This is a genomic window from Cyanobium sp. L1E-Cus, assembly GCF_024345755.1.
GTDB classification, from domain to species: domain Bacteria; phylum Cyanobacteriota; class Cyanobacteriia; order PCC-6307; family Cyanobiaceae; genus Cyanobium_A; species Cyanobium_A usitatum.
This window is the reverse complement of sequence record NZ_JAGQBS010000007.1, coordinates 51,209-68,429: the sequence shown is the minus strand read 5'-3', so window position 1 is coordinate 68,429 and position 17,221 is coordinate 51,209. Positions and strand designations below refer to the sequence as shown.

19 protein-coding genes and 1 tRNA gene are annotated in these 17,221 nt (G+C 65.0%); 9 read left to right on the top strand and 11 right to left on the bottom strand.

Annotated features, from left to right (window positions below; all coding sequences use genetic code 11):
• Positions 1 to 55: 55 nt before the first annotated feature.
• On the bottom strand, positions 56 to 1,615 hold the full coding sequence (locus KBZ22_RS08250; protein ID WP_254940994.1) for an Hsp70 family protein: 1,560 nt from the start codon (positions 1,613 to 1,615) through the stop codon (positions 56 to 58).
• A gap of 63 nt (positions 1,616 to 1,678) precedes the next feature.
• Between KBZ22_RS08250 and KBZ22_RS08245 the strand changes: the two genes are divergently transcribed.
• The 3 genes from KBZ22_RS08245 to KBZ22_RS08235 all read left to right on the top strand — a co-directional run bounded on the left by KBZ22_RS08245 (position 1,679) and on the right by KBZ22_RS08235 (position 2,922).
• Complete coding sequence (locus KBZ22_RS08245; RefSeq protein WP_106502311.1) at positions 1,679 to 1,909, top strand: DNA-directed RNA polymerase subunit omega; 231 nt, start codon at positions 1,679 to 1,681, stop codon at positions 1,907 to 1,909.
• A gap of 8 nt (positions 1,910 to 1,917) precedes the next feature.
• Entirely contained in the window at positions 1,918 to 2,286 is a 369-nt protein-coding gene (locus KBZ22_RS08240) for a DUF1818 family protein (protein ID WP_106502310.1), read from the top strand.
• A gap of 375 nt (positions 2,287 to 2,661) precedes the next feature.
• A complete protein-coding gene (locus KBZ22_RS08235) occupies positions 2,662 to 2,922 on the top strand; it encodes a DUF2811 domain-containing protein (RefSeq protein WP_106502308.1) in 261 nt (86 codons plus the stop codon).
• Here the strand turns inward: KBZ22_RS08235 and KBZ22_RS08230 are convergent.
• From KBZ22_RS08230 to KBZ22_RS08205, 6 genes are all read right to left on the bottom strand, one after another.
• On the bottom strand, positions 2,909 to 3,676 hold the full coding sequence (locus tag KBZ22_RS08230) for a hypothetical protein (RefSeq protein ID WP_255021676.1): 768 nt from the start codon (positions 3,674 to 3,676) through the stop codon (positions 2,909 to 2,911). The two genes, KBZ22_RS08235 and KBZ22_RS08230, sit on opposite strands and share 14 nt — an antisense overlap.
• The gene (locus tag KBZ22_RS08225) at positions 3,673 to 4,131 is read right to left on the bottom strand and encodes an EVE domain-containing protein (RefSeq protein ID WP_254959823.1); all 459 of its coding nucleotides are present in this window, start codon (positions 4,129 to 4,131) and stop codon (positions 3,673 to 3,675) included. Before KBZ22_RS08225 ends, KBZ22_RS08230 begins: the two co-directional genes overlap by 4 nt.
• 55 nt (positions 4,132 to 4,186) lie before the next feature.
• Entirely contained in the window at positions 4,187 to 5,602 is a 1,416-nt protein-coding gene (murD, locus tag KBZ22_RS08220; RefSeq protein ID WP_255021675.1) for a UDP-N-acetylmuramoyl-L-alanine--D-glutamate ligase, read from the bottom strand.
• Between the two features lie 34 nt (positions 5,603 to 5,636).
• Positions 5,637 to 5,708: transfer RNA gene (locus KBZ22_RS08215), tRNA-Val, on the bottom strand.
• Positions 5,709 to 5,753: 45 nt separating this feature from the next.
• Positions 5,754 to 6,503: a photosystem II S4 domain protein gene (locus KBZ22_RS08210; protein WP_261353991.1), complete on the bottom strand. Its 750-nt coding sequence runs from the start codon at positions 6,501 to 6,503 to the stop codon at positions 5,754 to 5,756.
• The gene (locus KBZ22_RS08205; RefSeq protein WP_255021673.1) at positions 6,496 to 6,987 is read right to left on the bottom strand and encodes a hypothetical protein; all 492 of its coding nucleotides are present in this window, start codon (positions 6,985 to 6,987) and stop codon (positions 6,496 to 6,498) included. The genes KBZ22_RS08210 and KBZ22_RS08205 overlap by 8 nt, the downstream gene beginning before the upstream one ends.
• A gap of 95 nt (positions 6,988 to 7,082) precedes the next feature.
• On the opposite strand from KBZ22_RS08205, the gene serA reads away from it, so the two are divergent.
• The 4 genes from serA to KBZ22_RS08185 all read left to right on the top strand — a co-directional run bounded on the left by serA (position 7,083) and on the right by KBZ22_RS08185 (position 10,585).
• Complete coding sequence (serA, locus tag KBZ22_RS08200; protein WP_106502302.1) at positions 7,083 to 8,669, top strand: phosphoglycerate dehydrogenase; 1,587 nt, start codon at positions 7,083 to 7,085, stop codon at positions 8,667 to 8,669.
• Entirely contained in the window at positions 8,669 to 9,589 is a 921-nt protein-coding gene (prmA, locus tag KBZ22_RS08195; protein ID WP_255021672.1) for a 50S ribosomal protein L11 methyltransferase, read from the top strand. The genes serA and prmA overlap by 1 nt, the downstream gene beginning before the upstream one ends.
• Positions 9,590 to 9,730: 141 nt before the next feature.
• Positions 9,731 to 10,030: a ferredoxin gene (locus KBZ22_RS08190; protein ID WP_106502300.1), complete on the top strand. Its 300-nt coding sequence runs from the start codon at positions 9,731 to 9,733 to the stop codon at positions 10,028 to 10,030.
• 114 nt (positions 10,031 to 10,144) lie between these two features.
• The gene (locus tag KBZ22_RS08185; protein ID WP_255021705.1) at positions 10,145 to 10,585 is read left to right on the top strand and encodes a hypothetical protein; all 441 of its coding nucleotides are present in this window, start codon (positions 10,145 to 10,147) and stop codon (positions 10,583 to 10,585) included.
• Positions 10,586 to 10,605: 20 nt separating this feature from the next.
• Here KBZ22_RS08185 and psbV read toward each other — a convergent pair whose 3' ends face one another.
• Together psbV and rnz are read right to left on the bottom strand one after the other, a co-directional pair.
• Entirely contained in the window at positions 10,606 to 11,127 is a 522-nt protein-coding gene (gene psbV, locus KBZ22_RS08180; protein WP_106502299.1) for a photosystem II cytochrome c-550, read from the bottom strand.
• A 98-nt stretch (positions 11,128 to 11,225) separates the two neighbouring features.
• Positions 11,226 to 12,185: a ribonuclease Z gene (rnz, locus tag KBZ22_RS08175; protein ID WP_254959892.1), complete on the bottom strand. Its 960-nt coding sequence runs from the start codon at positions 12,183 to 12,185 to the stop codon at positions 11,226 to 11,228.
• Positions 12,186 to 12,257: 72 nt separating this feature from the next.
• Between rnz and KBZ22_RS08170 the strand changes: the two genes are divergently transcribed.
• Both KBZ22_RS08170 and KBZ22_RS08165 read left to right on the top strand, forming a co-directional pair.
• On the top strand, positions 12,258 to 13,550 hold the full coding sequence (locus KBZ22_RS08170; protein ID WP_255021671.1) for a SpoIID/LytB domain-containing protein: 1,293 nt from the start codon (positions 12,258 to 12,260) through the stop codon (positions 13,548 to 13,550).
• 2 nt (positions 13,551 to 13,552) lie between these two features.
• On the top strand, positions 13,553 to 14,308 hold the full coding sequence (locus KBZ22_RS08165) for a glucosamine-6-phosphate deaminase (RefSeq protein WP_255021670.1): 756 nt from the start codon (positions 13,553 to 13,555) through the stop codon (positions 14,306 to 14,308).
• Here KBZ22_RS08165 and KBZ22_RS08160 read toward each other — a convergent pair.
• Positions 14,282 to 15,697, bottom strand: a complete 1,416-nt coding sequence (locus KBZ22_RS08160) for a DUF1254 domain-containing protein (RefSeq protein WP_255021669.1) — start codon at positions 15,695 to 15,697, stop codon at positions 14,282 to 14,284. The two genes, KBZ22_RS08165 and KBZ22_RS08160, sit on opposite strands and share 27 nt — an antisense overlap.
• Complete coding sequence (locus KBZ22_RS08155; protein WP_255021668.1) at positions 15,694 to 17,187, bottom strand: DUF1254 domain-containing protein; 1,494 nt, start codon at positions 17,185 to 17,187, stop codon at positions 15,694 to 15,696. The genes KBZ22_RS08160 and KBZ22_RS08155 overlap by 4 nt, the downstream gene beginning before the upstream one ends.
• Positions 17,188 to 17,221 lie beyond the last annotated feature (34 nt).

Here is a 17,221-nt window from a genome sequence, read left to right as displayed (position 1 = left end):
ATGCCGTCAGCGGAGGGCAGCGCTTGCGGCGTCCACTTGACTTTGCCTCTAACTCTCAGCGCACCGGGCCCAGAAGTTGGGGGGCGCTGAGGCGACCACTGCGTAGGTCCGTGACCTCCAGCACCAGCTGGCCCTGGTCGTTGACAGAAAAAGACAACCGCAGACAGTCCTCGCCAGGCTGTCCCGGCACGTCCAGGGCAAGGTCTGGGGGTTGCTCGCTCCAGGGCATCACTCGGGCTTGCCCCGCTGGTCGCGGACGCAGCACCGGTAGCCCGGCCTCAAACACCACCTCGCTGCGTCTTTCGTTGTCTGGTTCTCCCAGCACCAGCTCCAGGCTTCGCTGGTTGGGGCTGCTGCAGGCGAGCACGATTTCCAGCGGCCGCTCACTCGGCCAGGTTTGTCCCGCCACAAACAGCGGTTGCCAGTGATGGCGGCTGGAGCGCTGATCCCAGCAGCGCAGGCAAATTCCGTAGCGCAAAACATCCCGCACCCGCACCCCGGGGGTGAGGGCCAGGGCCCCCAGGGCTACGGCTTCCACCGGCCGGCTTTCCTGCAGGGGAATGCCGCCGCAGCGCTCCTGCAGCCATTGGTGGATCAGGGGCATGCGGCTGCTGCCACCAACCGGCAGCAGGGCGGTGATCTGGTTTGGGGCCAGGCCATCGCGTCGGGCTCCCGCCAACACGACCTCCAACAGATCATCGAGTTGGGCCAGCAAGCCCCGCTCCACCAACAAGGCGTTTAGGCCGCTGCGACTCAGCCGCAGAGGTTGGGGAGGCAGGCCTGCAGGACTCCAGAACACCAGGGCCTCTTCGGCGCTGCTGAGCTGGCATTTGAGCGATTCAGCTGCCTCCAGCAGGGCCCCATCAAGGGGGGCTCCGGGACAAAGGTGGGCTGCGATCCAGCGATCTATATCCCGGCCTCCCAGGGCCACCCCTGCCTTGCCTATCACCCGGGCACAGCGCAGGGCCTGGCGACTTGAACTCAGATCCCGGCCGGCGAAGCGCAGCAGCTGGGCCATGGGCGCCGGGCGTCCTTCGCCACCCTCTAGGGCCACCAGGGATAGGTCGATGGTGCCGCCTCCCAGGTCCACCACCAGCACCGTGCTGCCAGCAGGCAACCCCGCACCGATGGCTGCGGCGGTGGGTTCGTCCACCAGGGCCAGCTCAGGCACCTCTAGCTCGCTGCATACCTCCTGCAGCCATTGGCGGTAGCGGGGGTAGCTGTCAATAGGAGCGGTCAGCACCAGCCGCTCGGGCGCAAGCCCTGGCGGCAGGGCGGCCCAGAGCTGCCTCAGCAGCAAGGCTCCGGCCTGTTCTGGCCGCAGTGGCAAGGCTGGGGGTGGTTCGGGCGCCGGGCAGGGGAGCGCGCCGATTTGTCGTTTGAAGTCCCGATGCAACTGGGGGCAATCGCTGTGGGCCAGGCCCGCCTCCAATACCTGGCGACCGATCAGGGGCCGTGGCATTGCTGGATCGCTGAGCCATAGCAGGGTTGGCACCGCAACCGGCTCGCTGGTGCTGTACGGCGGCAGGGCCAGCAGCTTGGCCGCGGTGTCTGGCCCCTGGTAGGCCACCACCGTGGTGCTGCTGCCTAGATCAATCGCCAGCGTGCCCCGCATTACACCCTTCTAAACGGGGAGTTGCCGTTGTTGACCTAGGTTGAGGTGATTGCAAGGTTGCCCATGCAGAGCGGTATTGATGTCAACCACAAGGAACTGGCCCAGCGGGCCGAGAGCCTGATCCGCCACACCAGCAACCGTTACCTCACCACGGTGAAGATTGCTTTTCGGGCTAAGCAGCGTCGTTTCGATGATTTCGATGGCCTGCTTGACGATTCGATGATCAAACCCGTGCAGCGGGCCATCATCGAAATGAGCGATGAGCAGGACCAGCCCGATTTGCTGCCCGGCTGATTCGGCGGATGCGTGTTCAAGAAGGTGAGGGGTGGAGGTGGCTGGAAGATTCAGCCCGCCACCCCTTTTCTTTTTTGATTGGTGGCCAAGGCTGGGCCTCTGAGCTCACAGCGGAGGAGGCCCGGGGGCTGGGTCAGGCTCTGGTGCAGTTGGTGCAAGAGCACCATGATCTGGCCAGTCAGTTGATGGCTGAAGAGTCGATCAGCATTGAGCTAGAGCGCGGCCCTTTGTGGATTGCCTTGGAAGGCGACCGCAACGCCTGGTCGCTGCGGTTTGTGCTCACGCCTGGGGCTGATTGCCGTGCCGTTGAGGGCAGCTGGCTACCCGGGCCTAGCGCGGCTTTGGTGGCGGCCCTGGCACAGGGGGCTGGCGGCTAGCTGGGGCATGTGGGCAAGCCAGCACGGTTGCAGCTGAGACCCAGCGGCAGTTGAAGCTGTTTAGCACTGCTGATCATTGCCGTATTCCCGCCCAGCCCCCAGATCACTCTTAGTTTTGCTCAGTTTTTCCCCAGGTCAGTTGTTCAGATGGGGCTTGCCCACTAGGGCCTGGGGAGAAGCTCGCTGCCAGAGCCTTTCCCCTTGACAGCGCTGGCTCCAGCCTCACCGCTTGGCCCAAAGGCGAGGGGGCCATGGCAAATGCTCTGGCAGAGCTGGGTTCTTAGCTTTGGAGGCTGGCCAGGGCAGCTTCGCCAGGCCATTTGACGGGCCCGGCCTGATGTGGAGAACTGGTGCCACACAAGGCCGTTATCTCTCATGGATCTGCAGACTCCCGTCCGAGCTCAAGCTCCCGTGGAGGGGGAAGGCTTAACGGTGAGCTTTCGCGCAGAGGTGCCTGAGGCCTTACTGGCCTCGATGCGTGGCTTTATCGAGCAGCACCCCAATTGGGATCAATACCGGTTGTTTCAAGCTGCCCTGGCTGGTTTCCTGGTGCAGAACGGCCTTGGCGACCGGGAAGTCACCCGCTGCTACCTGGCAAATCTCTTTCCCGCCCAGGCGAGCTTCAGGCAGCAGTGAGCTGGCCCCGGTCCTCCTGGCCGAAGAGTTGCTGGTAGGCGGCCGTGAGGGTGCAGGCCGCCACTGGCAACGCCACCACCAGCCCGATGAGCAGCACCAGGAAGCCGGCCAGCACCATGGCAAGCAGCACCAGAGTTAGGCCAAGGGCTTGGAGCCAGTGGGGATCGGTGGCGGCCCGGCCGCTGCGAAAGGCTGCCAGGGGGGTAAGCCCTCCGATTAGGGCTAGCGGCAGGCTCAGAATTTGATCGGCGCTCAAATAAATAACGGCAGCCAAACCCGCCACCAGCGGTAGGGGGGCTAACAGAGGTTGAATCATCGTGAGCAGCCAGGAGCTCGCCTGGGCCAGGCGCACTATCAGTGCCAGCACCACCAGGATCAGCACCACGGTTCCAAAGCAGCGCAACATCGCTCTGCCATCGACCCGGATCAGTGCTCCCAGCCTGGGTCGCCTCTGATTGAGAGCTAGTTGGGCCCCCCGCATCAACCCCACCACCAGCCAAAGCCCGGTAAGGGCGTAGATGATCCAGGCAGCCGCCGCCATGGTTATAGCGACGGGGTCGGGCTTGCCCTGCAGCGACAGCACCAGGCTGCTTTCGTAGCGATAAAGAAGCTGGGCAGCCAAATTGGCGCCGCCGCTCAGCAGGGTGAACCCCATCAGCACCCAGGGGCAGTGGCTGAAGGCAGCCCAGCCTCGCTCGACGGCGCTGCGGATGGCTAGGGGGGGCTTGGGGCTGATCCGGGCCAGTTGGCTCATGGCGACTCAAGCAGGTCCAGCAGTCGCTTGGCACTGCTGGGCTCAACCGGCAGGATCGAAAGACGGTTGCCCCGCTTCACCACCCCCAGCTGCTCGGGGCTGAAGTTTTCCCGTAGGGCATCCAGGCTGAGCAGCTGCTGGAAGTGGCGTAAGTAGCGCAGCCGGCAACAGTCCCAGCGGGGCTTTTGCAAGCTTGCGGCGGGATCGAAATATTTGGAGTTGGGATCAAATTGGCTGGGGTCGACAATCTGGGTTTCAACCACCTCCATCAAGCCCACAATGCCCGGTGGTTTGGTATTGGAGTGGTAGAAAAAAGCCCTATCGCCAATTTGCATGCTCCGCATAAAATTGCGGGCCTGGTAGTTGCGAATGCCGTCCCATAAGGTGCTGCCCTCCCGCTGCAGATGGTCAATCCCGTAGACATCGGGCTCGCTTTTCATCAACCAATAGGCCATGGCCCGTTGCGGTCGCCTGGTGCGCGAATGTTAGGAGCTAGATAGCTGAACGCCCTTACAGCGACATCACCAGCTGGCGGAAGTCATCACCACGGGCCTCAAAATCGCTGTATTGGTCAAAGCTTGCGCAGGCTGGGGAAAGCAGCACCGCTAGGCAGCGATGGCTGCGGGCTAATTGGTCGGCCAGGGGTACGGCTTCAGCCAGGTTGTCGCAGCAGTGCACGACTCCGCTAAAGCCTGCCTGGCTAAGTAGTTGATCAAACTCAGCCTGGGCAGCTCCGTAGAGCACCACCGCTGCGGCTTTCTGTTGCAAGGCTGCCAGCCAGCTATCGGGATTGCCCTGCTTCGATTCACCACCCGCTAGCACTACTAGCGGACCGTCCAGGGCGTGCAGCGCCACCTCGGCGGCGTCGTAGTTGGTGGCCTTGCTGTCGTTGTAGAAGCTGATGCCTTGCTGCTCGCGGATGCGCTCAAGCCGGTGGGGCACGCCGGTAAAGGAGCGGAAGGCTTGCTCCATCTGGGCGCCGCTCAAGCCGGCTTCGAGCCCGGCCGCAGCGGCCAGCAGCATGTTTTGGCGGTTGTGGGCGCCGGGCATGGCTAGGCAATCGGCAGCCATTAAAAGTTTGCCGGGGCCGGTCTCGCCGGGCTGGGGGGCTTGCCATACCTGGCCAGCTTCGATCCAGAGACTGGGCTGGATCGTGGGTGGGAGGTCCTCCCGGCTGCCGGCGGTGACCCAGATGGCCCGCTGCAAGCCGGCGGCATGGGCGCGTAGGTCGGCGTCATCGGCGTTGAGTATGGGCGACGTGGAACGCTCCAACAGGCTGCGTTTGATGGCCCGGTAGGCCTCAATGGTGCCGTGGCGCTCGAGATGGTCGGGGGTCAAGGTGGTCCAAATTCCCACCCGTGGAGCTACTTGAGGGGCCGATTCGATCTGATAGCTGCTGAGCTCCATCACCAGCCAGTTGGGTTGGGGATCGCCGCGCTCCAGTCGCTCCAGCACCAGCTCTGCCCCAGAGAAGCCCACGTTGCCGCCCATGGGGGCATCGAGCCCAGCGTGCTGAAGCAGGTGGCTCACCAGGTGGGTAACGGTGGTTTTGCCATTGGTGCCGGTGATGCCGATCCAGGGCACGTAGCCACTGGCTTGGAAAGCCAGCTCCATTTCGCCTTTGGTGCTTACTCCTGAGTTGCGCAGCTCCACCAGGGTGGGATGGTCCCAGCGGATGCCTGGACTCACCACCACCGCTGCGGGAGTAGTGCCAAGGGCGGCAAAGGCGTCGCCGTGGAGGGGCACGCCTAGCAGAACATCAATGCCTGCCTGGCGCAACTCGCTCGCTTTGGTTTCAAGTGCTGGGCTGGATTGGCTCTCAATCACCAGCACCGCATGGCCGAGATGGTTAAGCAGCCGAGCAGCACCTATCCCTGAGCGAGCAAGTCCAACAACAACGGTCAATTCCCTTGTTGCATCTGCCATCTCGAAACTTAGGGCTAATACTGAATTTTTAAAATGGGCGATACTGGATTCGAACCAGTGACTCCTACCGTGTCAAGGTAGTGCTCTACCTCTGAGCTAATCGCCCCAGAAGCTTTGCCAGGTTACAGGTAGGCCTGATTCAGGTAATCCCTCAGCAGCGCACCAGCTCGATTCGCCAGCGCTCCCGCTTGGTTGCTGTGACCGTCTCAAGCTGCAGTTCGCCCCGGCCCTCCAGCTGCACCCGGTCTCCCACCGTCACCGCCCTGCTGGGACTGCTGACTGGCTGCCAGTTGAGTCTCACCCTGCCTTGGCGGATCAGCTCGGCCATGCGGTTGCGAGATAACCCGAATCCGGCAGAGGCCACCGCATCGAGGCGCAGGGAGGCTTCCACGGTTTGAAAGCGGCGGGGCAGGCGCGGCGCCGGAAGTTGCAACTCATGCAGGGGGCGGGCTTCCAGGGCCACCTCCACCGTGCGCACCACAGCGGTGCGGCCATCAAGGGCAGCAGCTTGAGCAGCCGTGAGAATTGCCTGGGCACCCCGGTCGCCTCGCAGCCAGAGATCGCCCAGCTCTCCCTCCGCAGCGCCGAGGGCTAGCAGGCCCGCGCGGAAGTCTTGTCGCTCAGCCGGGTCAAATAGGAAATTGCCGCCCAGCTCCAGGCCCATCAGGCCGGCGGCAACTTCATCGGCATCAATGGCTGCGTCGTAGCGCTGCAAAAGCAGACGCTGGCGTTCAGCTCCTGGGTAGCCCCCCCGGCTGGCCATCTCCAGCTCGGCCAGCCCTGCCAGGTGCTCTTGGGCCTGCTCAAGCAACGCCCCATCAAGAAAGGGAGTCCACACCGGCTCCCAGGTGCGCAGGGCCTGGTCTGCGGCAGCGATCACGGCTTCAAGGTCCCTAGCCATCGCCCAGTCGCACCACCGCCAGGGGTTTGGCCTGCTGCAGGGAAATCCAGGGCATATCGACGCCGTTAGCTGTTTCGGCCAGCAGCAGCCAGTTGCCTTCTTCCACCCGGTTGCGCAGGCTGCGGATGCGGTCGTCCTCTTCGGAGCGCACGCTCGCGGCGGCTGCAAAGCTGCCCATCCAGCCTGAACCCATGCCGAGCAGGGCGCCGATCAGGTGCTGGCTCCAGGCACCCGCAAAGGCGAAGGTGTCCAGATCGGTGATGTAGGTGAAGGTGAGGCCAGCCAAAAAGCCAAAGGGAATTAGCCAGCGAGCCATGCCCTGCTGGCGGGCCCGCCGTGCCACCGCAGGGTTTAGTCGGGCCACCTCGGCCATGGCCTGCTCTCCCTCGCCGATGGCCTCCAACTGCAGCAGCGGCGGCTGCAGCTCGGCCAGTCGATCCCGAAGCTGATGCAACCTTTTGCGGTCGTTCAGAACTACCACCACACTTGTGCCCACGCTGCGCCCTACTCAGTGTTGTTGGGGCGATTCTCGCCGCTCACTACACTGCACGGCCGGCTCTCCGCTTCGCACCGCCGGGCATGACAAAGGTTCTCGTTTCGGATCCCATCGACCAGGCGGGGATCGACATCCTGTCCCAGGTGGCTCAGGTTGATGTACGCACTGGCCTGCCCCCCGAGGAGCTCAAGGCGATCATCGGCGACTACGACGCCCTGATGATTCGCTCAGGCACCACGGTGACTGCCGAAATCATCGAAGCGGCCGACAAGCTGCGGATCATTGGCCGAGCCGGCGTCGGTGTCGACAACGTCGATGTGCCGGCGGCCACCAAGCGCGGTGTGCTTGTGGTGAACTCGCCGGAGGGCAACACCATCGCCGCCGCTGAGCAGGCCTTAGCCCTGATGCTGGCCCTGTCGCGCCACGTGCCCCATGCCCATGCCAGCACCATGGCCGGCGGCTGGGATCGCAAGAAATATGTAGGCAACGAGCTCTACAAGAAAAAGCTGGGCGTGGTGGGTCTCGGCAAGATCGGCTCCCACGTGGCTCGAGTGGCCAAGGCGATGGGCATGGACGTGATGGCCTACGACCCCTACGTGTCTGCCGAGCGGGCCCAGCAAATGCAGGTCCGACTGCTGCCCCTGCCCGCCCTATTTGCCGAAGCTGACTTCGTCAGCCTGCACCTGCCCCGCACCCCAGACACCGAGAACCTGGTGAACGCGGAGCTGCTCAAGACAATGAAATCGACGGCGCGGATCGTTAACTGCGCCCGCGGCGGCATCATTGACGAAGCGGCCCTCGCTGAGGCAGTTGAGAACGGCACCATCGGCGGTGCTGCCCTTGATGTGTACGCCAAAGAGCCTCTAGAGGCGGGTTCGCCCTTGCGGCAGGTGAAGGAGCGCCTAATCCTCACGCCCCATTTGGGTGCCTCCACCGAAGAGGCCCAGGAAAACGTTGCGATCGATGTCGCAGAGCAGATCCGCGACGTACTGCTGGGCTTGCCTGCCCGCAGCGCCGTGAATATCCCTGGCCTCAATGCCGAGGTGATGGAGCAGCTCAAGCCCCACCTGCAATTGGCCGAAACCCTGGGTCAGCTGCTGAGCCAGCTGGCTGGTGGCCCGATCAGTGAGCTTGAGGTGAGACTCCAGGGCGACTTCGCCGCCCACCCGGCCCAGCCCCTGGTGGTGGCGGCCCTCAAGGGTCTGCTTTCCACCGCCCTGGGCGACAGCATCAACTACGTGAACGCCAGCTTGGAGGCCAAGGAGCGAGGCATCCACGTGCTTGAAGTCAAGGATGACGCCAGTCGCGATTTCGCCGGTGGTTCGCTGCAGCTCAGCTGCCGCAATTCCCAGGCCAGCCACAGCGTTACCGGAGCGGTGTTCGCCGAAGGCGAGCTGCGCATCACCACCATCGATGAATTTCCGGTGAACGTGGCTCCAAGCCGCCACATGCTGTTCACTCGCCACCGGGACATGCCCGGGATCATCGGCCAGTTGGGCTCCCTGTTGGGCGAGCACAACGTCAACATTGCCTCGATGCAGGTGGGCCGCCGCATCGTGCGTGGTGACGCCGTGATGGTGCTCAGCCTCGATGACCCCATCCCCCCCAGCCTGCTGGTCTCGGTGCACGCCATCAACGGCATTCAGGAAGCCCACCCGGTAACCCTTTGATGGCTGCTGCTCCGGGCTGGTGGCGACTGGAGCTGGCCTCCCTGCCGGAGCTGGAGGAATCCCTGCTCTGGAAGCTCGCTGACCTGGGCATACCTCGGGTTGCGGTTCAGCACCGCCCCGAAACCCCCAGCCAGCGTCAGCTGATTGCCTGGTTGCCGGCGATCGATTGGCCTGAGCCGGAGCGGCAGCAGCTGGCTCTGGCTCTGGCGCCACTGGCCGAGCCCTTCGGCTTGGCCCTGCCCCCGCTGCTGTGGAGTCAGCAGGCCGATGAAGACTGGAGCCTCAGCTGGAAGCAGCACTGGCAGGCCGATCCTGTGGGCAAGGGGCTGCTGATCCTGCCTGCGTGGCTGCCCTGTCCGCCCGAGCATGCCGAGCGGAAGCTAATTGCCATGGATCCGGGCAGTGCCTTCGGCACCGGCAGCCATCCCACCACCAGGCTGTGCCTGGAGGCCTTGGAGCTGCTGGCCGCCATGACGCCAGAGGGGCTGGCTGGCCTGCGGGTGGCCGACCTCGGCTGCGGTAGCGGCGTGCTGGGCCTGGCTGCCCTGCGGCTGGGCGCGGCCTCGGTAGCGGCTGTCGATACAGATTCGCTGGCAGTGCAAGCCACTGCCGACAATGCCGCCCTCAACGGACTCACGCCTCAAGTACGGGGGCAACTGGGCTCGGTTGAGGCCCTGGCTGAGCTGCTTGAGGGCCAGCCGGCCGATCTTTTGCTCTGCAACATCCTTGCTCCGGTGATTCAGGCCCTTTGTCCAGCCTTCAACACTGTGTTGGCTGCTAACGGCGTGGGTCTGCTGAGTGGCCTGCTCGTTGACCAGGCTCCGGCGTTACAACTGGCCCTGCGGGACGAGGGCTGGCAGGCCGAACTCACGGCTGAACAAAGCCAATGGGGCCTGATGACGATCCGGCGTGTCGCATAAGGCACGCTGATCTGTGCCTTCAATTTGATTGGCCTTCCAGCGTTCTGGCCGCCAAATCGACAGTTAGGGCGTCCGGCGGATGTATGAAGGGCGAGTCCTACAGGCCCGGCTTCCGGGTGCCTGTGAGCCCCAATCTTTTTCATGGCTTCCTACAAGGTCACCCTCATCAGCGAGAGCGAAGGCCTCAACAAGACCATCGAGGTTCCTGATGACCAGTACATCCTCGACGCTGCTGAAGAACAGGGCGTTGATCTGCCCTACTCCTGCCGCGCCGGCGCTTGCTCCACCTGCGCAGGCAAGCTGACTTCCGGCACCGTCGATCAAAGCGACCAGAGCTTCCTCGACGACGACCAGATCGAAGCTGGTTTTGTGCTCACCTGCGTGGCCTACCCCACCAGCGACTGCACCATCAAGACCCACGCCGAAGAAGAGCTCTATTGAGCCCCAGATCAGCCTGCGCAGGCTCGGCAAATCCCCGACCTGCGCTTGAGCAATCTGAACTTATCTGCCACCCTTAGGGGTGGCTTTTTGCTGTCATTCCCGAGCCGCAGTTCTGTGTCAGCCCAGGCACCCCCCTCCAAGGGCAACGTCGCAGCCCTGCTGGAGCCAGGGAGCGAGCACACCAGCCCCGGCGGCCACTACAGCTATCGGGTGCTGGGCCCCTGCTGTCGCCTGTTTGATCGCGAGGAGTTGCCCTGGCCTTGCTGTCGGCTGGCCTGGCGTAGCAAGGAGCCAAGCTGGCGGCGCATCGGCCGGCGCTTTGTGCCAGATCTGGCCTCCCGCCGCTGCCCGTCCTATGCCGTTGAGCTGCTGCAGCCCGGCGCCCGCCCCACCCGCACGGTTATCACCCTGTTCCCGATGCGGCTTGAATCCCAGTTGCAGGAGTGGTGGTACAGCAAGCAGCCCACCTCCCTAGACCTGGCCAACTGCAAGCCACCGCCTTTTACGGCCAATAAAAAAGCCGGTGCTATTGCACCGGCTGAACGGGGGGATTGAGGCTAAAAGTTGATCTGAGCCTAGAAGTAGATCTTGCCGCCGCCCCACTGGATGCCCTGAACCTTGGGGGCCACCAGGATGTAGCCAGCCATCAGGCGCAGGTCGTCGTCGTCGAGGTCGCGCATTTTCACGAAGATGTCGCTGCTGCGCATGCTGGGGTGCACGTCAGCAATGCTGTATTCCCCGTCGTAGGAGGTGGGGTCCTTCATGTAGTCCACTAGGGCCTCAACGCTGTCCCGCGACGGCGTCGCCAAGGCCAGAGTCTCAGGGTCGAGGCCCACGTTCTGATTGGTTTTGGTGATGCCACCGGCGTGGCACTCGCCGCAGCTGCTGTTGAACACCTTGCGACCGGCCTTGATCTCCTGCTCGCTGAAGGTCACCAGGGTGCCGTCTGGCGTGGCGGGCACGGTGAGCTGCTCTGTGGTCCAGGCGGCTGCCAGAGCCGGGCTGCCGAAGCCCATGAACAGCAGGAGGGCCAGCATGGTTCGAGCAAGAACGCGAACCGCCTTGCGGAGGGCAGCCGAGGGGAAGGAGGAGGCCATTGGAAAAAGCCGGCGGGTAGGCGGTAAAGACCGCATCGGAGACCTTGTATCACGGGAAAAGGGCCCTCCGCAGCCGATTAACGCGAACTGTTGCAGGGCTAGGCCGTGGCTGGTTCGGATGGGGTGATGTCGATGCTGAGGAAATCCTTGGCCACCAGGGTGTTGGCAAAGATGGATTGGGCTTCCGCTACCAAGTCGTCGGGGGTCATCGGATTGCCTGGCATGTAGCGAGGGCTCAGGTGGGTGAGCACCAGTTGCTTGACGCCGGCCTCCAGGGCGGTTTGGGCCGCCATCGTGCTGGTGGAGTGCTGGCGCTGGTAGGCAAGCTCCGCTTCGGCGTGGGAAAAGGTGGATTCGTGGATCAGTAGGTCAGCGCCGCGGGCCAGCTCCACCGCCGCTTCGCAGAACACGGTGTCGGTGCAATACACAACGCTGACCCCCGGGCGATCGGGGCCGCAAAGGCTGGCGCCATTGATGATCCGGCCGTCTTCGAGGCTGATGTCGCGCCCAGCCTTGAGTTCGGCGTAGATCGGCCCTGGCGGGATGCCGAGGGCCTTGGCTCGCTCCACGTCGAAGCGGCCCGCCCGCGGCTTCTGATCGACCCGGTAGGCGTAGGCAGGCACCCGGTGGGTCAGCGGCGTGCAGCGCACCGTGAGGTCGTCGTCATCGAGGAGCAGGGCACCGCTCTCGGCAGCGGATCGCACCCGGTGGGTGCGAAGGGGGTAGCTGATCCGGGTGGAGGAGGTGCGCAGCACCCCTTCGAGGTAGTCGCGCAGGGGATCGGGGCCGTAGAGGTCGATGCCCGTGCAGGTGCCCGCCAGGCCGAGGCTGGCCAGCAGGCCGGGCAGGCCAAATACATGGTCGCCGTGCATGTGGGTGACGAAAATCCGCCGCAGCTGGCTCACCCGCAGATCGCTGCGCAGAAACTGGTGCTGGGTGCCCTCGCCGCAGTCGAACAACCACAGCTCGCTGCGCTGGGGCAGACGCAGCGCCACGGCCGAGACATTGCGGCCCCGGGTGGGCACACCGGAGCTGGTGCCTAAAAAGGTGACCTGCACGGTCGTGCTGCCTCTGGCGCATGTTGCCACGCCGGGCACAATGGGCCCCCTGAGTCGGGAGAAGCAGCCTCCGTGCCCGTATTGCGCTTTCCCCTGGTGTCTTTGCTGGCAAGCGCCCTGGTGCTGACCGGTGCTGCTCCGGGACAGCTGCGGGCCCAGCAGGCCAACCCGCAGGTGCGGGTGCTGTTGCTCGAAACGGTCAAGCTCACGCTGGCGGCGCCTCAGCAGCCCTTGGTTTTGCGGGCCGGTAGCCAGCGCTGGTCGCTGGCGCCGCTGGAGCCGGTGGTGTTGCAGCTGGCTGCCGGCAGCCTTGTGCTGGAACGAGCCGCCGGCGTGGAGCGACTGCCTGCAGTTAGAGAGCTCTGGCTGGAGCCGGCAGCCCAGTCCGCTGGCCACCCGTTGGATTTGCAGTTTGGCCCCCAGGAAGGCGCCGATTTTCAGCTACAGCAGCGGGGCTATCGCGGCCGACTGCAGGTGCTTGTGGGTAGCTCATCCCTACAGGCCGTGAACCATTTGCCCCTCGAGGCCTACCTTCCCAGCGTGGTGGCTAGCGAGATGCCGGCGAGCTGGCCCCAGGCGGCCTTGCGCGCTCAGGCGGTGGCCGCCCGCACCTATGCCCTGCGCCAGCGCAAGCCAGCTGCCGCTTTTGACGTGAGCGCCACCGTTTCGAGCCAGGTTTACAAGGGTGTTGAGGCGGAAACCCCTTCAACCCGTCAGGCGGTGGTTAGCACCCGCGGCCAGGTGTTGATGTTTGGTCCCAGCTTGGCCAACGCGGTTTTTCACAGCAGCGCCGGTGGCAGCACCGAAAACAGCGGTGATCTCTGGAGCCAGCAGCTTCCCTACCTGGTGAGCGTGCCCGATTTTGATCAGCACAGCCCGGTGCACGCCTGGCAGTTGCGCCTGGAGCCCGAGCAGCTGCAGAAGGCGTTTGGCGAGATCGGCGGTGCCCAGCGCATCGATGTGCTCGCCACCACCGGCTCTGGTCGGGTGCGCCAGGCGCGGGTGACTGGCCCTGCCGGCACCCTGGTGCTCACCGGCGCCCAGCTGCGCAGCCGCCTGGGGCTCAAGAGCACCATGGTGCGCTTTGAGGTGCTGGCCCCACAGCTGGCGGCCCTGCCGGCCTTGCCGCCGCTGATGCCGCGGGATGCCGACCAGAGTGGGCTAGCCGAGCCTGCCATCACCCCGGATCAGGTGCCCGTGCAACTGCCGCCGCCTTCGCTGCTGGCGATCGGCCGGGGCTTCGGCCATGGTGTGGGTATGAGCCAGTGGGGCGCCCACGGCATGGCCAACCGGGGCCAGAGCTACGAGCAGATCCTGCATCACTACTACCGCGGAACGGAGTTGCGCTCCTACGTCAGTCCCTGAAGTTGGAGTTGCGCTGCCTCGTTGATGGGCCGGCCGTGGCTGCTGCGGTGGCGTCCCGCTTGCTGGAAGAGCGCCTGCAGCGGCCCCGGCTTCCCCTAGGACTGGCCACGGGCCGCACCATGGAGCCTGTCTACGCGGCTTTAGCCCAGCAGCTTGAGCAGCTCAGTGGGGCGCAACAGCAGGCGATCCGCCAGGGCTGGCTGAGCTTCAACCTGGATGAATATGTGGGCTTGGCGGCCACCGATACCCGTTCCTTTGCGGCCTTCATGGCTGCCCGGCTGCAGCGCACCTTGGGGTTGCAGCCTGAGCAGGTGCTGCTGCCCGATGGCCTGGCGGCCGATCCCCAGGCTGAGGCCAGGCGCTACGGTTCCGCCCTCGCGGTTGCTGGTGGTGTGGGGCTGCAGCTGCTTGGTTTGGGCTTAAACGGCCATGTGGGCTTCAACGAGCCCCCCTGCGGAGCTCAAGCCCCCTGCCGCTGCCTGACCCTCAGCGCCGCCACCCGGACCCAGAACGCTGGTGCCTTTGGCGGCGATCCCGAGGCGGTGCCGGCCCAGGCGATCACGCTTGGATTGGCGGAGATCCTGGCGGCAGAGCGGATCCTGCTGGTGGTCACCGGGGCCAGCAAGGCGGCCATTTTGAAACGGGCTTTGCAGGAGCCCCCCTGCCCTGAGGTGCCAGCCAGCTGGCTGCAGCACCACCCCCGGCTGGAGGTAGTGGCGGATCGGGCGGCCCTAGGGACGTTCCTGCAGGGCAGGTAGCTGCCATTGCCCTGAAAGGGCCGACGGGCCTGGCCCATAGAGACGGCCCACGAAGAAGAAGGGCCCAGCAGGAGCCGGCAGCCAGTTGGAGACCTTGGCTGGGCCTGGGTTTTCATGCTGGAGATAGATCTCCAGGGAGCCATCTGCCCCCAGCTTCAGGCCCTCGGTGCGATCCCCGATCGAATAGCGGTTGATCGGATTGGCCACCAGCAATCGCTGGGGGAGTGAATACATCGTGATCGACCAGAACTCACTCACCGGCGGTAGCTGGCCGGCGGGGAAGCGCAGCACCCACTGGCGGCGGCCATCGAGCACCTTGCCGTCGGGGCCTTTCTGCTGAGTGGCGTAGAAGGCCTCGGAACTGCTGTTGCCGTAGATCCCCAGCATCGCCCCCATGGCCCGGTAGGTGAGGTAATCGCTCCCGAGTTCCTCGCGGGTGCCGAAGAAGCCCTTGGAACTGCTCTGGGCCAGGGCCTTGCTGCGCAGGTTGGCGGCGGCGGCGGCCACCCCGGCCTCGATGGCGCTGCGGGTGGCGGGAGTCAGTTGTTTGGGGTCAAAGGGCCGCCCCGGGCCGATGCCGATGCGGGCGAAGCGAGTCATCATCCCCTGCTCCGACGGCACGGTGGGCATGAACGGCAGCAGGGCGTTGAGGTAGCCGATGAAGCCGATTCCCTCGGCCTTTGCCGGATCCCAGGCGGGCCAGTTCACCGGCGGAGCGGGCTTGGGCGGCTTGGTCCCTTCGAAGCTCGAAAGGGGGATCAACTGGTATTTCGCCTGCAGCGCCTGAAGCGCTGGGATCTCCCCGGGCCCGTTGAGCTGGGTGCGGGTGAGGCTGCCTACGAAATCTGTCTCGGCGCGGAACACCTTGGTGATCCCCTTGGGCACGCTGCCCTGCCAACGGGGGCCGGCAAACAAATAGGTGCCGGCGCCGCGCCCCGTGGCCCGCACGCCGGTGTAGGCGAAGTTGTGGGTGTAGAGGTCGACCCACTGGTTTACGTAATAGCGGGGTGCCGGCACGGCTGGCAGCTTCAGCACGATCGGTTCAGCCCTTAGATCCAGCCAGGTCCAGGAATAGGGCGTGTCGTTGTTGGGGGTGACGATGTCGGTGTCGGCCGGGGTGGCGGAGCGGCTGTAATGACGGAATCGGTTGAAGCCGCCCACATAGCCCGGAAAGGCCTTGTTCTGAGTCTGGTTCCAGAAGGTCTGGTAGCCCTGCAGGGGGGCATAGGCGTAGAGCCAGGCCTCAGCGGCGATGGCCTTCGCTTCGGCGGGGGTGGGGGCTGGCGCCACAGAGGCGGCTAGGGCTGGTCCCGGCGCGGCGCTGGTCACTGCCATCAGGGCGAGGATCAGCCCCAGGCTTCTGGGCGGACGCTGGTTGCTGGTCTTCATGGCTGGATCGTCGTGATGTCGTTGAGTTGCCAGGTTTTGGCGAAATAGGGCTCGGTGGGGCCGTAGAAGCGGAAGTAGGCAAACCAGCCCTTGCCTGGAGTGGTCTGGATCCAGTTCTTGGCACCGGCAGGCCGGATTGGCCCGAAATCCACATCCACCGAGCCGTCGGCGTTGCTCGCCAGATCGGGCTTGCGGGAGCTGAGGTCGGCGGCGCCCTGGGGGGTGATCAGCGGGCCGCGGCTGAGGTTGTCGTAGAGGGTGATCGACCAGAACTGCTTCACCGGCGCATTGGCCGGCACGCGCATGCGATAGCTGCGGCTGCCGTCGAGCCATTGGCCCTTGGCATCTTTGGAGGCCTCCAGATACACCTGGCCGAAGCCCACCACCCGGCCCTGCATCCCCACCGACATGGCTATGGCCTCGTAGAACCAGGAGCTGCGTTCGTCGAACTGAACCCGCAGCTTGTCGGGGGATTCCTGATTCAGATCAAACAGGACGGCGTACTCCCAGTGCTTGCCGGGGTACACCGTGGCTCCAGGGGTGCGCTTGTCGTAGGCGATGGTGCGGGCCATCAGGTCACCCAGCTGGGCCCCCTCGCTGAGGATTCGTGCCTGCCGGGCATCGGGCTTGAAAGGCTGGCCCGGCGCAATGCCCAGGGGCGACAGCATCCCAAACATCATCCGATCGCGGGGGGCGACGGGCTCATTGGCGTAAAGATCACTGAGCAGTCGCCAGTAGGAGAGATCGGCGGGTTGGGCCGACTGCCAGGGGCGCCCGCCCACCTCGCTGTACCCGGTGGCCGCTGGGTTGGTGCGTTCGTTCCAGCCGTAGAGACGGTGCTGGCGCACGGTGGCCTCGGCCACGGCCTTGTCCGGCGCCAGGCCCCGGGTGCCGAACCACACCTGGTTGCTTGGGGAGCGGAAGATGCGGTAGCCCGGGGCCACCATCTCCGGCCCACCGGGGGGAAGGATCAGGTACTTGCCGCCGGCGCCCTTGTCGGGCCCGGTCTGGCCCAGGTCGGTGATCGGCTGCTGCCAGATGTCGAGCACGCCGCCGGCGGTGAGCCCGGCCGGCACCTCCACCACCAGCGGCCCCTGCTTGGCCAGATCCCAGAAGCTGAAGGCGTAGAGGGTAGTGATGTTGGGGGTGAGCATCCCCGCCTTGTCCTGCAGCGTGCGGTAGAGCAGCACATCGCCGTTGCGCACGCCCATGGTTTTCGCCTGGGCGTCGTAGAGGGCCTTGAAGCCCACCGCGGGCAGGGCCCACAGGTAGCCCTGGGTGGCCCGCTGCAGGTCGAGGGTGTCGTAGAGCTTGCGGGCGGTGGCGGCCGTGGGGTAGCCGTTCTCCAGTTGCAGGCGTCCCAAAGCCGGCGTGTCCACGCTGGTTTTGGCTGAGGCGGTGGGTGCGGCCTGGGCCAGGGACGGGCTGCTCAGGGGGGCCAGCAGGGCCAGGATTCCCAGGGATAGCGCTGCGGGGCGGACAGGGGGCATTAAGCGGGGTGCTAGGGGGGTCGCGTACTAATTA